The organism is Roseovarius sp. BRH_c41 (genome assembly GCF_000961715.1).
Lineage (GTDB): Bacteria > Pseudomonadota > Alphaproteobacteria > Rhodobacterales > Rhodobacteraceae > Roseovarius.
Window position 1 is genome coordinate 22,012 of the sequence record NZ_LADY01000063.1, and the last position, 14,951, is coordinate 36,962.

The following is a 14,951-nucleotide window of genomic DNA, read 5'->3' on the forward strand; positions in this document are numbered from 1 at the left end:
ATTTGATTTATCTATCGTTTCTCCTGCAAAGAACCGATGGAAGTGATGTGAGTATCTCTGCGCCGCCTCAAATGTGGCGAGCTGAAACTCACCCCATAGGCGATCCTGCGACCGTACAGCAACGGCACCGAGGAGGGATGCGGATGGCCTTAATGCAATCTGCGGTCGGGGGATTGGCGCGGGTGGTCGGGGGTCACGTCCTGATACTCGGTCTCGACCACGTCTTCTCTGGCGGGGGGCGGACGGTTGCCCATCTCAAACCGTTGCACATGCACGCGTTGGCGAACCTGCGCAAAGACCGCTCGTCGGACCGACGGTATCAGAAGGGCAAAACCCACCGCGTCGGTGAAAAAACCCGGTGTGAGCAAAAGCGCGCCCGCAAAGAGGATCATCGCCCCATGGGCCAACGGCTCTGAGGGGTCATCCAGTTCAGAGAAGGAGCGGCGCAGGTTTGACAAGGCCACCGCCCCCTGCATCCGCAGGAGCCATGTGCCGATCACGGCGGTCAACACGACAATCGCCAGCGTCGGCCAGAGCCCGATCAGCCCGCCCACCTGAATAAACAATGCGATCTCGATAATCGGAACGGCAAGAAATGCCAAAAAAAGCCACATGCGCGGCCCTCCTTTGTTTTATGACCCTTACGGTGGACTTGGCCCTGTCCAACCCCTACATAAGAACGAGCGTTGACGCTTACCATGCCCCGCACAACAAGAGGTGCCCATGAATTCGCCGATTTTGCAGTTACTGGTGCTTGCCGGTATCGCCATCTTTTTGATTTTGCGGCTGAAGAGTGTTCTGGGCACGCGCGACGGATTTGAAGGTCCGGCCCGCAGCGCGCCCACACCCGAGACCAGCCGCCGCCGTGAGTTCGAGGTGATCGAGGGCGGACCGGATCACGACATCGTTGATCATGTGCCCGAGGATTCTGAGGCAGCCGGCGCCTTGGCCGATATGAAGCGGATCGAGCCGGATTTCAGTGTCACGACCTTCTTGCAAGGGGCGCGCGGCGCCTATGAGATGATCCTGATGGCCTTTGAGCGGGGCAAGCTGGATGAGATCACGCCGTTTCTCGATCGGGAGGTCTATGAGACCTTTGCGCAGGTGGTCGATTCCCGCGAGCAGCAGGGGCTGAGCATCGAGGCGGAGTTCATTGGGGTGCGGGAATTGTCGCTGTTCGATGCAAAATTCGATGCGGCGACACGACGTGCGGAAATAACGGTGCGCTATGTGGGCGAATTGGTGTCTGTCGTGCGAGATAGCAACGGCGAAATCGTCGAGGGAGCACCTGGCCAGTCAAAACGTCAGAAGGATATCTGGACCTATGAGCGTATCATGGGGTCGGATGATCCCAACTGGCGGCTTGTCGCAACGGGCGAATGACCAAAGGGCTGTGGCGGATCGTTCTGGGGCTGTGGCTCTGGTGCGGGGCACCGGCCACGGCGCAGGACGTGTCGCACGAAATCCTAGGCTTTGATGATCTGAACGGCTGGCCCGAGGATGATCACGCGGCGGCCCTCTCGGTGTTTCTGAACACCTGCCCCGATATGAAGGACCCTGATTGGCGCGCGCTCTGTGCGCTGGCACAGCAGCGGCCGGATGCGCGGGGGTTCTTTGAACTCTTTTTCCGTCCAGTGATCGTATCCGAAGGCAAGCCCGCGCTCTTTACCGGCTATTTTGAACCTGAGTTGAATGGCGCGACGCGCCCCGATGGGCGCTATCGTTACCCGGTTTACCGAGAACCCCCCGAAGCGCGGCTGTCGAACCCCTGGATCACACGCCGCGAGATCGAAACGACGGATGTGATGCGCGGTCGCGGGTTGGAGATTGCCTGGGTCGATGATCCGGTAGAACTGTTTTTTCTACAGATCCAAGGGTCAGGGCGGATCAGGCTCGAGAATGGTCAGGTGATCCGGGTGGGTTATGCCGGAGCCAACGGCCACCCCTATCGGTCGATTGGCGTCGAACTGGTGCAGCGCGGCATTTATTCGGTGCATCAGGTGTCGGCTGAGGTGATCAAGAACTGGGCGCGGCGCAATCCGGAAGAGGGGCGTGAACTGCTTTACCACAACCCGTCCTATGTGTTTTTTCGCAGGCTGGATAATGTGCCCGCAGAACGTGGACCGCTTGGGGCGATGAACCGTTCTGTGACGACGGGGCGCACAGTGGCGGTCGATCCGGCCTTTGTGCCGCTTGGTGCGCCGGTCTGGATCGAGAAAGAGGGCGATGGCCCGATCCGCCGTCTGATGGTGGCGCAGGATACCGGTTCTGCGATCAAGGGTGCGCAACGGGCTGATATCTTCTTTGGTACTGGCGATGCGGCGGGGCAGGCGGCGGGACGGCTGCGAGATCCGGGTCGGATGGTGGTGCTGATGCCGATTCAGCGCGCCTATGCGATGCTACCGGAGCAGGCGCCGTGAGCCGCAGGCGCGTCCGGCCTGACGAGTTGGACCTGTGGCATCAGGTGGCGCGCACGGCGCAGCGCATGCGACCCGAAGAGCCACGATCCGACGACAGAGCACCCGAACCCATGATCCGCAATCCGCGGAACGCCCCGGTTCAGGCCCGGCTGGAGGATTTTCAGATCGGTGCCACGTCTGGGCGCCCGAGTCCTGCTCATGATGTGTTGCCTGCGATCTCAGAGCGGCTGGCCACCGCGCCGGTCAGCATGGACAAGAAGGCGTTTCAGCGGATGAAACGCGGAAAACTGGTTCCTGAAGGCAAGATCGACCTGCATGGCATGACCATGGACCGAGCGCATCCTGCGCTGATGGGGTTCATTCTGCGGTCGCATGCGGCGGGGTTGCGGCTGGTTCTGGTGGTCACCGGCAAAGGCAAGGATCGCGATACCGGGGGACCGATCCCGGTACGGCACGGCGTCCTGCGTCATAATGTGCCGCACTGGTTGCGAATGCCGCCGCTCGCGCCTTTGGTGTTGCAGATCACTGAGGCGCATCTGAAACACGGCGGTGGCGGGGCCTATTACGTGTATCTAAGGCGTCAGAGATAGAGACGGGCGCGCCCGCGACACCCCGATGGCCATCATGACGCTGGTGAAGATGAAATAGCCTGCAATGATCACGAATTGTGCTTCGATTCCTAGGCCCAGGTCTATCCCCAGCCCAGTCAGACCCGGCCCGATGGCAGAGCCAAATACCATGAGCGCAGCAGCCATGGCCTTGATGCTGCCAAGGTGGGCGGTGCCATAGAACTCGGCCCAAAAGGCATTTGGCAGTGTGCTGTTCGCCCCTGTGGTCATTGCGAGAAACACAAACCCCGCGAGTAACAGGCCCGGACCATCCGCCATGGCGAAGCAGAGAAAGGCCACGACCATCGGCAATTGCATGAAGGGCAGGAGCCGCGCCGTGCCAATGCGGTCAAGCGCCCAGCCCGAGAGGATCATCGCGCCGATGCCCACGGCCGTATAGATCGGAAACATTGCCACCAACGCCACGTGGCTTACCGCCTTGACCTCTGCAATGTGCACTTGATGAAAGAAGAACGCAGTGTTGAAGGCTGAGGGACCAAGCAGGGCTGGCACCATGAACCAGAAAAGGTAATGCCTAAGCGACTGGTTGCGGGTCCAATGTCGCGCGTCCATGCCGAGCGATTGGCTGGTCTGAGCCCAGCTCTGCGGCGTGCGTTCCCGCCGCAACAGGAGAAGCAGAAGCGGGATGCCGATGGCTGCAACGATGCCGGCGGCAACCCAGAGGACTCGCCAGTCGTGCACCCGTAGGAGCGAGACGAAGATCAGCGGCAAGAAGGCCTCGCCGAGGGCGAAGCCGAGGGTGGCGATGGAGAGGGCTTTGCCGCGTGCCGCCACGAACCAGCGGGCCATCGCGACCACGGCGAGGTGGCTCATCATGCCTTGGCCGGTGAAACGCAGGGCGAAGATCACCAGGGGCAGGAGCCACCAGACCGGGTTGGCGGCCATGAAAAGACAGGCGCCGACCATCATTGCCAGCACCAGGGGCGCCAGCCGTCGCACGCGAAAGTGGTCGGTGAGACCCCCGGCCCAGACCATCACCAAGGCCGAGGCGGTGGTGCCCAGCATATAGACCCCGCCCCATTGGCCATGGCTGAGACCGAAGGTCTCGCGGATCTCGCCTGCGAAGATCGAGATGAAATAGGTTTGGCCGAAGCTACTGAAAAAGGTCAATAAAACCCCGGCGGTGAGCCAGGGGGCGTTGTCACGGAGGAAGGTTAGAATCGGCATGCCCCTTGTTCGCGTGAAACGCCGCGAGAGGAAAGACCCAACCGGCTGATCTGCTGGACAGCTTGGGTTTGAGTATTTTTGGAACAGTGAAGCGGGTGAGATACCGGGGGGGCTGACAGAGCTGTGACCGGGGAGACCGGCGCGCCCTGACCACCCGCCCGACTCGGGGGGTAGGTCTTTGTTAACAGGGCAAAAACCCGGTCGGTAACGCGGGGGTATCGCGTCGGTATTGTGTCGGTATTTTGGGGGAGGGAGAGGGGGGTTAAGAGGGCGAGCGGTGGGTGGCTCTGCCCGCTCCATGTTTGCCGCCGCGAAGAGCCGCGACCATCATGCCGGGGTGGGCGTCTTCATACCATCGAGCCAGAGCGCCCCGTCGCGATAACCGCCTCGGATGAGCCGACCCGGCGCGGCGATTTCCGGGTAGTCGTCTGCCCAATCGCGGTAACGGTCATTGGTGACGATCGGCGCGTCGAAATCCCGCGCGACGGTCAGAAGATAGCTATCGGCAATCGTGCCCTTGGGCACGACCAGCACACGATCCTCCGTCAGGCCGAGGTGCTTGGCCATGATGTGATCGTCCTGATACTTGCCTGCCAGCAGATAGCCCGCGTTGGCGTCGAAGATCACGGCAGGCGTGTGGCGGTGCTGCTTGAGATACGCGATGACCTCGCGCAGCGTTTCGATCTGCGGGGTGTTGTCGCGCCAATACATGACATTGGAGCCGTCGATCAGAATCCAGTTGGGCTCGGCCTTTTTGCCGGACAGCGCCGCGCGCAGCCACAGGATGAAGGCTGCAATCGCACAGGGCACCGCCAGCAGGAGGAGCGCGTCATAGCCGGGCAGCAAAAGCGCCACAGCGACGCCGATGAGGGACAGGAACAGAAGCAGGACCGGAACAACCATGAGAGGTGTTTAGCGCGGGTTGTGCGGAGGGGGAAGCGGGGGATTTGGGAGGGTGGGGGAATATGGATTGGGGGTATGGGCGGCAGTATGGTAAGACGATTATTGAATTATTGTAACGATCGAATTCCTTACACTTTTAAAATGTCACGCTTGCAGTCAGTTCGTAAGATTCATACATTATTGATATGGTACCAAGAGCATCGCGGATGCGGCCAAATGACGGAGCGGGCATGTCAATTGATAGCATCAAGTTGTATGCTAACACCCATGCGATCGAATCTGAGCAGTTTACTCTGGTTTTTCGTTCACCTCTCGATTCGGCAGATGAGGGGCGATTTGATGAACGCCGACCTGAAATTGAAGAATTGTTTAGGGCCATTGACGAGCCCGACGTTTTTCAAGTGATGGTGGGTGAAGGACCTCAACCGCCTAAACCAGTTATTAAAGTCCTTAACGACTTCGGGAGAAACGGAAAGCCGGAGTGGAGCGGTCAGTTTGGCGAAAACGCCGTTTCTGTTTCAAGCATGCAGTACACCAATTGGGCAGAAATTTGGCCGTCAGTTCAGAACCGTTTAAAATTACTCTTGAATTGTGTCGATACTTTTAAATTTGTGGGTTCCATAGATTACAAAGTGACTGACACGTTCACAGAAAAAGTTATTCCCAATAACAAAGGAGCTTTGCTGAGCAAAAATATTCTAAAGAAGGGAAATTGGGTGCCGGAAGGGTTGCTGTCATATGAGGATCCGAGGTGGGATTTTTCTTCAGGTCTATTTCACAGCCCAAACGAAAGATCTGAAGTTCTAGAGCGAGTGGAGGCACGCTCGTTTCTGACTGGCGATCAAGTAGTTACCTCAATCTCGAACACTTTTTCCCTCAGACTTAAAGCGGCGATCCGATTAAAAGATCTATTGGAAGGCGGAAATGTCACTGGTCGCGTTACGGAAACTTTCGAAGATTTTCACGACAAGAATAAAGTAACAATTAGGTCGATTTTCGTAAATGACCTGCTCAAGAGAATGGGGTTGGGGCAATGATTGCATCATCAAAACTGGAATACGAGACTTTCGGTGGAGCGTATCGAGACACTAACTCTGATACAGTGAACACTTCCAGCCAAACATGGATCGGGCGAGCGTATCTGGCATCTAAAAGACCTCATGCTACGGGGCCGAGAGAACCTGTTCAGATGACCCAGGTTTTTTCTAAATATCAGGCGGCTAAGGCATTTTGCGAAGGCGTTGAAACAGCTAAAATTCGGACAGCTGCAGTTGAGGCCACTAGGATAATAAACTCCGGCATATTCTCTGACTTTTTGGAACCGCATGTTTCAGTTGACGCATATGGCGAGTTCTCAATCTCACTTCGTTGCTCAGCGGGCTACCTCGATATCGGAGTATGTGGGAATGGTGAGTTGTCATACCACATCAGAAACGACCTCGACATCTCCAAGACTGCTTACGGTGATGTGCAGTGGGACGGTGCGACCTTACCCGACGAGCTTATCGAGGCCGCAATTCAGTTGGCTGCTCAGTAACCGCAGATGAGCGACAGAATAGGAAATGGAGAAGACCTTGTAAGAGTGCTCTTCACAGACAGAATGACCTCTTCTAATGGTAAATTGGAAAATGAAGCTTTTCCAGTTGATGAACTCATAGGAAAAGCTGGAAAAAGTGTTTCGGTTGATCGTTTAGTACTTCTTCCAAGCAATGATTGGATAAAACACAAGCTCATCACTTACGAAAATCCTAGCCGTGGTCGCGAAAAGTGGGGCTTTGCATTGGGGCGGGCTGAGGACGTACGGTTAATTACATCTCAAAATGGCGCAAAGGTATTCGAAGTTTATCCAGACCCCATTGAAAACTATCCACCAGCACCATGGGATCGAGCTCACGCGAAGATCGTAAGGGCCGATGCCAGTTATACTAAAGGGTTCTTAAGAGGATATCGAGATAGATTGGTGGATGTTTTTCAGGCTAAAGTAGAAAGAGTTTTTTTTGATTAGTTATTTCGTCGGAATAATCTAGGTCAGAGCAGTCTGACAGGTAATTAACATCCAACGCGCCCTCACAAAACATACCTCGACAAATCCGCTGATTTCATCAGCTCGCCCAAGTTCTTGTCCACGAACCCCGCATCCACCACCACGCTCTCGCCGGAGCGGTCGGGGGCGGTGAAGGAGAGCTCTTCGAACACCCGTTCCATCACGGTGTAGAGGCGGCGGGCGCCGATGTTTTCGACCGATTGATTGACCTCTGCCGCGATATGGGCCAGCGCCGCGATGCCGTCTTCGGTGAAGGTGACCGTCACCTCTTCGGTGTCCATGAGGGCGGTGTATTGCAGGGTGAGGGCGTTGTCGGTCTCGGTCAGGATGCGGACGAAATCGGCCTCGGTCAGGGCGCGCAGCTCGACCCGGATGGGCAGGCGGCCTTGCAGTTCGGGCAAGAGGTCTGACGGTTTGGCGATGTGGAAGGCGCCGGAGGCAATGAAGAGGATATGGTCGGTCTTGACTGCGCCATACTTGGTCGAAACGGTGGTGCCCTCGATCAGCGGCAGGAGGTCGCGCTGCACGCCTTCGCGGCTGACATCGGCGCCGCGGGCGTCGGAGCGGGCGCAGACCTTGTCGATCTCATCAAGAAAGACGATGCCGTTCTGTTCGACCGCCTCAAGGGCCGTGCGATTGACCGCTTCATCGTCCAAGAGTTTGTCGGCCTCTTCTCCGATCAGCAGGGCATAGCTGTCAGCGACGCTCACGCGCTTGGTGGTGGTGCGTTGACCGAACGCTTTGCCAAAGATATCGCCCAGATTCATCATGCCCATCTGGCTGCCGGGCTGGCCGGGAATATCCATCATGCCCAAGGGGTTGGAGGTATCGGCCACCTCGACGTCGATCATGGTGTCGTCCAGCAGGCCATCGCGCAGTTTCTTGCGGAACATCTCGCGGGTGCCCTCACGCGCATCCTCACCGGCGATGGCCGTGATCACGCGTTCCTCGGCGGCATGCTCGGCGCGGGTCTTGACGTCTTCGCGCATCCAGTCGCGGGTCTGGGCGATGGCGCTGTCAACGAGATCGCGGATGATCTGCTCGACGTCGCGACCTACATAGCCGACTTCGGTGAATTTGGTCGCCTCGACCTTGATGAAGGGGGCGCGGGCGAGTTTGGCCAAGCGGCGGGAGATTTCAGTTTTGCCGACGCCGGTGGGGCCGATCATCAGGATGTTCTTGGGATACACCTCATCGCGCAAATCATCCGAAAGCTGCTTGCGCCGCCAGCGGTTGCGCAAGGCCACGGCGACAGCGCGTTTGGCGTCGTTCTGGCCGATGATGTAGCGGTCCAGCTCCGAGACAATCTCTCGCGGGGTCAGGTCGGTCATTTGGAAATCCTTTCCACCGTCAGGTTGCCATTGGTGTAGACGCAGATGTCGGCGGCGATGGCCATGGCGCGGCGGGCGATCTCCTCGGCGGTGAGGCTGGGGTTCTCGGCCAGGCCGCGCGCAGCGGCGAGGGCGAAATTGCCGCCCGAGCCGATGGCGGCCACGTCATGCTCGGGCTCCAGCACGTCGCCGGCTCCGGTGATGACATAGAGCTGATCGCCATCGGTGACGATCAGCATCGCCTCCAGCTTTTGCAGGTATTTGTCGGTGCGCCAGTCCTTGGCCAATTCCACGCAAGCGCGTTGCAACTGTCCCGGTGTCGCCTCGAGCTTGGTTTCCAGCCGTTCGAGCAGGGTAAAGGCATCCGCAGTCGATCCGGCGAATCCGGCCACCACATCATAGCCGCCGGGCGAGAGGCGGCGCACTTTGCGGGCGGTGCCCTTGATGACGGTCTGGCCAAGGCTGACCTGCCCGTCTCCGGCGACGACAACCTCGCCGCCGCGCCGCACGCCGATGATGGTGGTGCCATGCCAACCGGGAAAATCGCTCATGTCTCAGGGCCTCCGTTTTCGTTCTGCCCTATATGGAAGGCGGCGGCACAGGGTGCAAGGGTGGGTTAACCCAAGAGGTCGCGGGCGACCTGATGAAAAATCCGCGCGCCGATGGGGATGAGGTCATCGGGGAAATCGTAATCAGGGTTGTGCAGCGCTGCGTGATGGGTGCCCGCCCCAAGAAAGAGCATCGCGGCCTTGGCGTGATGACCGAAGCGGCCAAAATCCTCGGACGCGCGCATTGGCAGGCCGCGTGCGTCATGCGGCACCTCCAACGCATCCAGCGCATTGCACAAGATCAAGGTCGCATCCGGGTCATTTTCGCAATGCGTGAAGATGTCGTGATAGCTGATTTCGACGGTGAGGCCATGCGCGGCTGCGGACTCGGTCACCAGCGTTTCGGCCTGTTCGCAGAGCGCCTGCATTTGCGCGTCGATCAGGGTGCGTAGGGTGACGTAGAGCGTCGCCTCACCCGGCGCGATGCCAAAGGCGGGGGCGCCCATTTGGGCATGTGTCACCGTGACCAGCGTGAAATTGCTGTCTTGGGGCGTGCCGTGGCTGAGGGCGGTCAGCGCAGGCATGAGATGGGCCAGTGTTTGCATCGGTGAGTGGCCATTCTCCGGCTCTGACGCATGGGCAGATTTGCCGGTGAGAGTGACGGCCATGCCACGCGAGGCGCAGTTGACCGGGCCGGGGATCAGGCCGACGTGACCCAACGGCAGGCCCGGCATATTGTGCAGGGAAAAGGCATAATCTGGTGAAATAGTCTCGAATATTGGGTCGCTCAGCACTGCCTCTGCCCCCGCACCGGTTTCCTCTGCGGGTTGAAAGAGCAGGACCACACGCCCGCGTGCAGGGCGTTCGCGCGACAACAGCCGGGCGAGCGCCAGCAGCACTGCCATATGCCCGTCATGACCGCAGAGATGCCCCGTGCCCGGCACGGTCGAGCGGTGCGGCAGATCGCCCTGCTCGGTGATCGGCAGCGCGTCAAGTTCACAGCGAAAGAGGAGAGTCGGGCCGTGGTCACGCCCCTCATAGACCGCCGCTACGCCATGGCCGCCAAGCCCGGTCACGAGCCTATCGGGCGTGTGAGCGCCAAGCACGTCGGTGATGCGCAGTGCGGTCCCCTGCTCTTGCCCCGACACCTCAGGGTGTTGGTGCAACACGCGGCGCAGGGCGGTTAGCTCTGTGATGTCGGCATTGGTCAGGGTCATGGGGCGATCATGCAGGTTTTCTGGACAAAGAAAAAGGGCCGCGACAGGCGCGACCCCCTTCCACGAGGTATTTCCGCGGTCTCAGATGCTGTCTTCGATCCAGCTCTGAAGTGCAGCCTTGGGGGCAGCGCCAGCGCGGTTCGAGACAACCTGCCCATCCTTGAAGATGAAGAGCGCCGGGATGCCGCGCACGCCCATGGCGACGGCGGAATTCGGATTGCTGTCGACATCAACTTTGACGATCTTGATCTTGCCGGACATCTCGGTCGACAGCTCTTCGAGCACGGGGCCGATCTGTTTGCACGGGCCGCACCATTCGGCCCAGAAATCCACCACGACGGGGATGTTGGAATTCTTGACTTCGGCGTCGAATGTGGCATCGGTGACGGCAACGGTGGCCATGTCTTTTCTCCTAGCGATCAGGGTTTCGAGCCTGAACCTATGTAGCCGGACCGGGCGCGTCAAGCGATGGTAGTGGATTCAAGTGTCGCAGTCACAAGATCGTGGGGGAGGTCCATGAGCGTGGCGGTGCGGGTCCAGAGGATTGCGGTGTCGATGCGGCGATCAGGGTAGAGTTGGGACAGCGCATGGGCATAGGCCCCCATCTGCCGCAGGAGGGCATCGGGGCAGTCGCGCGCCGTTTCGGGCACCAGCGCGTTGGTCTTGAAATCCACGGCCAGAATGCGGGTTTCGTCAATAATCAGACGGTCGATGATGCCGTGAATGCGCCGCCCATGCAGGGCCGCGAGATGGGCGGTGACCGCCACCTCGGTCAGCGCATCGGGGGTGAAGAGCGAGCTCAGGCTGGGCCGGGTCAGTACCTTATCCGCCTCAGCCAGCAGGAGGGCGAGTTCGTCGCCTGTCGCGGCATCGCTGCCGTTGGAGAGAAGCCGCGCGGCGGTGCCGGGCCAGTCGGCGGCGGGCACGGTGGGCAGGAATTCAAGGAGGCGGTGAATCTGGCGACCGCGCCGCTTGGCGGCCTCTTCATCCAGCCCACGCTCACCGGGCAGCGCCTTGGCACCGCCCAAGTCCGAAGGGCTCAGCGTTTTGAGGCGCGCAGGGAGCGGCGCGGGGCGCTGAAAGAGCGGATCGAGGGTGACTGTCCGAGAGGGTGCAGGCGGCGCGGATACAGTCTCTGTTTCAGCCCAAATGCCGTGATCGAGGCGGAAACCGGGGCCTTGAACGAAGCTGTGTGGCACGGCACCTGCCGCCTGCATCCCGCGCTGCACCTTGTCATACCAGGTGTCACCCTGCTTGCCCAAATCGCCATGGGCGGCGACGATCAGCCAAGTCTCGGCCCGGGTCATGGCGACATAGAGCAGGCGGTCACGTTCCGCGAGCAGCGCTCGGCGCTCGGCCTCGATCGCCTTGGCCAAGGTGGGGGGCATGTCATCGGCGCGCCCGGTCCAGAGCGCATGGCCGCTTTGCGTCACGATCTGTGGTGCGTTCGGCATGCGCCATGTGCCGCATTCAGGCAGGATCACCACGGGCGCCTCCAGCCCCTTGGCGCCATGCACGGTCATCACGCGGATGCGGTTGCCGGCGCTGTCGAGTTGGCGCTTGATCTCAAGATCGTCGGTTTCCATCCAGACGAGAAAGCCAGTGAGGCTATCAACCGCGCGGCTCTCATAGGCCATGGCCTGTGCCAGAAGGGCGTCGATGCCATCCTCGGCCTCGGTCCCCAGACGGGCGAGCAGGCGGCGGCGGCCATCGTGGCGGGTCAGGACACGCTCGATCAGGTCATAGGGGCGCAGGAAATCGGCATGGTTCCTGAGATCATGGAGAACGGCCATGACTTCGGGATGCTCGGCCTCGTGGGCGCGCAATTCCTCCCACAGATAGGGACGATTGCGGCCCTGAGCGAGGTCGTAAAGCTGTGCCTCGGACCAGCCGAAGAGCGGCGAGCGCAGGGCGATGGCGAGGGCCAGACTATCCTCGGGCGTGGCGAGGAAGGACAAGAGCGCCTCAAGGTCGCGCACGGCAAGCTCCGCCCCGACCTTGAGCCGGTCAGCCCCGGCGATGGGCAGACCCTGCGCCTTGCATTCGCGGATGATTTCGTGAAAGAGCGCCGAACGGCGACGCACAAGGATGAGGAAGTCGCCCGGTTGCACGGCCCGAAACCCGCTGGGCGATTTGGAATCGGGGATGGCCTGCCGCGCGGCGATCATGTCGCGCATGGCCGCCGCCACCTGCCGCGCCAGAAGGATCGCGGGATCGTTGGTGGCGCGGATGTCAACGGGCATGTGCCAGGCGGGCGGTTCCTCCTCTTCCGGTTTCTCGACCACAGGCCAGAGATCGACACGGCCGGGGAGGGTATCAAAGAAGGCTTTGTGACCCTGTTCCGGCGTAAAGCCGCTCTCGCTGCTCTGATCAAAGCAGCAATCGACAGTGGTCAGGATCGCCCGCGACGAGCGGAAGGAATAGGCCAGAACATGCGATTGCAGGGGGCTGTTGGTGGCGCTCAGACGCAGGCCAAACTCCCGCTGCATGCGGTCGAATTCGCGCGGATCGGCACCTTGGAAGGAATAAATCGACTGTTTTTTATCGCCCACGACAAAGATCGTGCGGGCCACATCGGCACGCGCGCCCTCACCAGAGGTGAATTCCTGCGCCAAGCGTTCGATCACCTGCCATTGCACGGGGCTGGTATCCTGCGCCTCGTCCACCAGAATATGGTCGATACCGCCATCAAGACGATAGAGCACCCAAGCCGCAACCGCCGGAGCAGTCAAAAGATCGCGGGCGCGCAGAATCAGATCATCGAAATCGAGCAGGCCACGCAGTTGCTTGGCCCGTTCATAGGCAGGCAGGAAAGCACGGGCGAAATCGTGCAAAGCGCGGGTTTTCTGCATGGCAAGGAGGGCCAGACGCGCAGGGCGCGTATCCTCGACGCGCAGCATCCATTGCTCGATCTGCGGCATGACAGGGGCGAGGGTGACTTGGGTCGCCTTGGTTGGAAACGAGCCTAATTTGGCGGAAAACGGCGATTTCGAGGATTTTCCGGTGAGAAAGACATCCTCCAAGAACGGCAGTGCGCGCAGGTCGAGTGCAGAAATTTGCACCAGTTTCGCGGCAGCTTTGACATCATTGGTCGATCCCGCCTGAAGCGCGGGCACAAGTTGATCCAAGAGCGCTTGTTCATTGCCCAGAAACACCCGGTCGCGGATCATCTCGGGGCTGAGACCCTTGGGCTGATCAAAGAGGGTAGCAAGCTCTGCATCGCTGAGATCTTGGGCAAAGCCTGTGCGATGGCGGACAATATCGGCGGTCAGTTTTTCGAGAGTTTCGCCGGAATAGTGTCTGGCAAGGGCGTAGAATGTGGCGGCCTGCGGCCCGGCGGCTAGGTCCTCGACAATCTCGGCGCGCAGGAGGGTGGCGGTGCGATCCTCCATCTCGGTGAATTGCGGTGTGACACCCGCCTCGAGCGGAAAGCGGCGCAGGAGAGAGGCGCAGAAGGAGTGGATCGTCTGGATTTTCAGCCCGCCCGGTGTCTCGATCGCACGGGCAAAGAGGCGGCGGGCGTCGCGCAGGGTCTGATCGGTGATAGCCCCCTCATGACCCAAGAGGTCAAGCTCCTGCATGAGCGCGTCATCGGCCAGCATCGCCCACGCCCCAAGGCGGCGAAAGAGACGGTTTTGCATCTCGGAGGCGGCGGCCTTGGTGTAGGTTAGGCAGAGGATATGCTGGGGATTGACCCCATCGAGCAAAAGCCGCGCCACGCGGTCGGTCAGTACCCGCGTCTTGCCCGACCCGGCATTGGCCGAGAGCCATGTCGAAAGGTCGGGGCGCGCGGCCTCGACCTGCGCCTGGGTGGCGGCGTCGCGCGCGGTCATTGGCCCACCTTTGTCACATGCGGCGAGTCGGTCATTTCCCATTCGCCATACCGTGCCAGTTGATCGTAATCGCCATCATCCTCGGCCATGCGCGGCGCGCGGCGGGCGGTATAGCCCATATCAGGGTCGAAATAGGCCGACATCAGGGCGTGAAACTCTGACCAGATCTTGTCCGGTGGTTCTGTATCGAGAGGGGCGTCCAGCTCTTTGGGAGGGCTGCCAAGTCCGATGAATACCGCGCGGGCGACACGGGTCGGACCCATGCCCTCAAAGCCTGAACGGGTGGCAATCGCGGCCTCAAGCAGCAATTGCTTGTCGAAACTGGTCTGTTCCTTGGTCGAAGGGGGCGCGCCGGTTTTGTAATCGTAGATATGCAGTCGCCCCAGATCGTCGAGATCTAGCCGGTCGGCTTTGGCAGAGAGGGTAAAGCCCAGATCCGGCAGGGTCGCGCGCCCCGCGGCTTCGAAATGCACGGGATGGGCCAGCGCGCGACGCTGCGCCTCAGTGTCTATAAACCAGTCAGCCACCCGTTCGAGCCGCGCCAGCCAAAGGGCGCGCGCCTCGGCCCAAGGCACGTTTTGGGCCAGAACAGTCTCTGCATGGCGCATAAGCGTGGCGTGGGTGCACTGCGCAGGATGCTCCAGCGTTTCGCGAATGAAGCCTTCGAGGATTTCATGCAGCACGGTGCCGCGCAACAGCGCATCGGGCGCGCGCATGAGCGGATCGAGCGGGCGCAGTTTGAGGATATGGCGGGCATAGATGGCATAGGGATCGCGAATGAGACGCTTGATCTCGGTCACGGTCAGGTGATCAGGTCGCACGGCGACGGGCGGGGCGGGCGCCGGGCGGGCAGCGCGGG

Annotated in this window: 15 protein-coding genes; 6 read left to right on the forward strand and 9 right to left on the reverse strand. The window is 60.3% G+C overall.

Annotated elements, in window-relative coordinates; translation table 11 throughout:
* Positions 1-149 precede the first annotated feature (149 nt).
* The gene (locus tag VR71_RS20085) at positions 150-614 is read right to left on the reverse strand and encodes an FxsA family protein (protein ID WP_045686299.1); all 465 of its coding nucleotides are present in this window, start codon (positions 612-614) and stop codon (positions 150-152) included.
* A gap of 109 nt (positions 615-723) precedes the next feature.
* Here VR71_RS20085 and VR71_RS20090 point away from each other — a divergent pair, with 109 nt between their 5' ends.
* From VR71_RS20090 to VR71_RS20100, 3 genes are read left to right on the forward strand one after another with little or no spacing between them, the layout of a single operon-like run.
* Complete coding sequence (locus VR71_RS20090; protein ID WP_045686300.1) at positions 724-1,383, forward strand: Tim44/TimA family putative adaptor protein; 660 nt, start codon at positions 724-726, stop codon at positions 1,381-1,383.
* Entirely contained in the window at positions 1,380-2,420 is a 1,041-nt protein-coding gene (locus VR71_RS20095; RefSeq protein WP_296430654.1) for a murein transglycosylase A, read from the forward strand. The genes VR71_RS20090 and VR71_RS20095 overlap by 4 nt, the downstream gene beginning before the upstream one ends.
* On the forward strand, positions 2,417-3,010 hold the full coding sequence (locus VR71_RS20100) for a Smr/MutS family protein (RefSeq protein ID WP_045686301.1): 594 nt from the start codon (positions 2,417-2,419) through the stop codon (positions 3,008-3,010). The genes VR71_RS20095 and VR71_RS20100 overlap by 4 nt, the downstream gene beginning before the upstream one ends.
* Here the strand turns inward: VR71_RS20100 and VR71_RS20105 are convergent.
* Together VR71_RS20105 and VR71_RS20110 are read right to left on the reverse strand one after the other, a co-directional pair.
* Entirely contained in the window at positions 2,993-4,216 is a 1,224-nt protein-coding gene (locus VR71_RS20105) for an MFS transporter (protein WP_045686302.1), read from the reverse strand. The genes VR71_RS20100 and VR71_RS20105 overlap by 18 nt on opposite strands.
* A gap of 327 nt (positions 4,217-4,543) precedes the next feature.
* The gene (locus VR71_RS20110; protein ID WP_045686303.1) at positions 4,544-5,119 is read right to left on the reverse strand and encodes a hypothetical protein; all 576 of its coding nucleotides are present in this window, start codon (positions 5,117-5,119) and stop codon (positions 4,544-4,546) included.
* A 230-nt stretch (positions 5,120-5,349) separates the two neighbouring features.
* On the opposite strand from VR71_RS20110, the gene VR71_RS20115 reads away from it, so the two are divergent.
* The 3 genes from VR71_RS20115 to VR71_RS25290 all read left to right on the forward strand — a co-directional run bounded on the left by VR71_RS20115 (position 5,350) and on the right by VR71_RS25290 (position 7,124).
* Entirely contained in the window at positions 5,350-6,156 is an 807-nt protein-coding gene (locus VR71_RS20115; RefSeq protein ID WP_045686304.1) for a hypothetical protein, read from the forward strand.
* 152 nt (positions 6,157-6,308) lie between these two features.
* The gene (locus VR71_RS20120) at positions 6,309-6,656 is read left to right on the forward strand and encodes a hypothetical protein (RefSeq protein ID WP_045686305.1); all 348 of its coding nucleotides are present in this window, start codon (positions 6,309-6,311) and stop codon (positions 6,654-6,656) included.
* A 6-nt stretch (positions 6,657-6,662) separates the two neighbouring features.
* Positions 6,663-7,124: a hypothetical protein gene (locus VR71_RS25290; RefSeq protein ID WP_296430655.1), complete on the forward strand. Its 462-nt coding sequence runs from the start codon at positions 6,663-6,665 to the stop codon at positions 7,122-7,124.
* 62 nt (positions 7,125-7,186) lie between these two features.
* Here the strand turns inward: VR71_RS25290 and hslU are convergent, their stop codons facing one another.
* From hslU to VR71_RS20150, 6 genes are all read right to left on the reverse strand, one after another.
* Positions 7,187-8,494: an ATP-dependent protease ATPase subunit HslU gene (hslU, locus tag VR71_RS20125; RefSeq protein ID WP_045686306.1), complete on the reverse strand. Its 1,308-nt coding sequence runs from the start codon at positions 8,492-8,494 to the stop codon at positions 7,187-7,189.
* Complete coding sequence (gene hslV, locus VR71_RS20130; protein ID WP_045686307.1) at positions 8,491-9,045, reverse strand: ATP-dependent protease subunit HslV; 555 nt, start codon at positions 9,043-9,045, stop codon at positions 8,491-8,493. Before hslV ends, hslU begins: the two co-directional genes overlap by 4 nt.
* 65 nt (positions 9,046-9,110) lie before the next feature.
* Positions 9,111-10,259 carry an amidohydrolase gene (locus tag VR71_RS20135; RefSeq protein ID WP_045686308.1) on the reverse strand — a complete coding sequence of 383 codons (1,149 nt, stop codon included), beginning with the start codon at positions 10,257-10,259 and terminating at the stop codon, positions 9,111-9,113.
* Positions 10,260-10,340: 81 nt separating this feature from the next.
* Entirely contained in the window at positions 10,341-10,661 is a 321-nt protein-coding gene (gene trxA / locus VR71_RS20140; protein ID WP_009816961.1) for a thioredoxin, read from the reverse strand.
* 59 nt (positions 10,662-10,720) lie between these two features.
* Positions 10,721-14,092: a double-strand break repair helicase AddA gene (gene addA / locus VR71_RS20145; protein WP_045686309.1), complete on the reverse strand. Its 3,372-nt coding sequence runs from the start codon at positions 14,090-14,092 to the stop codon at positions 10,721-10,723.
* Positions 14,089-14,951: PD-(D/E)XK nuclease family protein (locus VR71_RS20150; RefSeq protein WP_296430656.1), on the reverse strand; the 863-nt coding region annotated here is incomplete at its 5' end. The genes addA and VR71_RS20150, both read right to left, overlap by 4 nt.

Excerpts from the sequence above, each read along its gene's own strand:
- VR71_RS20085 (WP_045686299.1), bottom strand. The coding sequence starts at position 614 with ATGTGGCTTTTTTTGGCATTTCTTGCCGTTCCGATTATCGAGATCGCA.
- VR71_RS20090 (WP_045686300.1), top strand. The coding sequence starts at position 724 with ATGAATTCGCCGATTTTGCAGTTACTGGTGCTTGCCGGTATCGCCATC.
- VR71_RS20095 (WP_296430654.1), top strand. The coding sequence starts at position 1,380 with ATGACCAAAGGGCTGTGGCGGATCGTTCTGGGGCTGTGGCTCTGGTGC.
- VR71_RS20105 (WP_045686302.1), bottom strand. The coding sequence starts at position 4,216 with ATGCCGATTCTAACCTTCCTCCGTGACAACGCCCCCTGGCTCACCGCC.
- VR71_RS20110 (WP_045686303.1), bottom strand. The coding sequence starts at position 5,119 with ATGGTTGTTCCGGTCCTGCTTCTGTTCCTGTCCCTCATCGGCGTCGCT.
- VR71_RS20115 (WP_045686304.1), top strand. The coding sequence starts at position 5,350 with ATGTCAATTGATAGCATCAAGTTGTATGCTAACACCCATGCGATCGAA.
- VR71_RS20120 (WP_045686305.1), top strand. The coding sequence starts at position 6,309 with ATGACCCAGGTTTTTTCTAAATATCAGGCGGCTAAGGCATTTTGCGAA.
- VR71_RS25290 (WP_296430655.1), top strand. The coding sequence starts at position 6,663 with ATGAGCGACAGAATAGGAAATGGAGAAGACCTTGTAAGAGTGCTCTTC.
- hslU (WP_045686306.1), bottom strand. The coding sequence starts at position 8,494 with ATGACCGACCTGACCCCGCGAGAGATTGTCTCGGAGCTGGACCGCTAC.
- hslV (WP_045686307.1), bottom strand. The coding sequence starts at position 9,045 with ATGAGCGATTTTCCCGGTTGGCATGGCACCACCATCATCGGCGTGCGG.
- VR71_RS20135 (WP_045686308.1), bottom strand. The coding sequence starts at position 10,259 with ATGACCCTGACCAATGCCGACATCACAGAGCTAACCGCCCTGCGCCGC.
- trxA (WP_009816961.1), bottom strand. The coding sequence starts at position 10,661 with ATGGCCACCGTTGCCGTCACCGATGCCACATTCGACGCCGAAGTCAAG.
- addA (WP_045686309.1), bottom strand. The coding sequence starts at position 14,092 with ATGACCGCGCGCGACGCCGCCACCCAGGCGCAGGTCGAGGCCGCGCGC.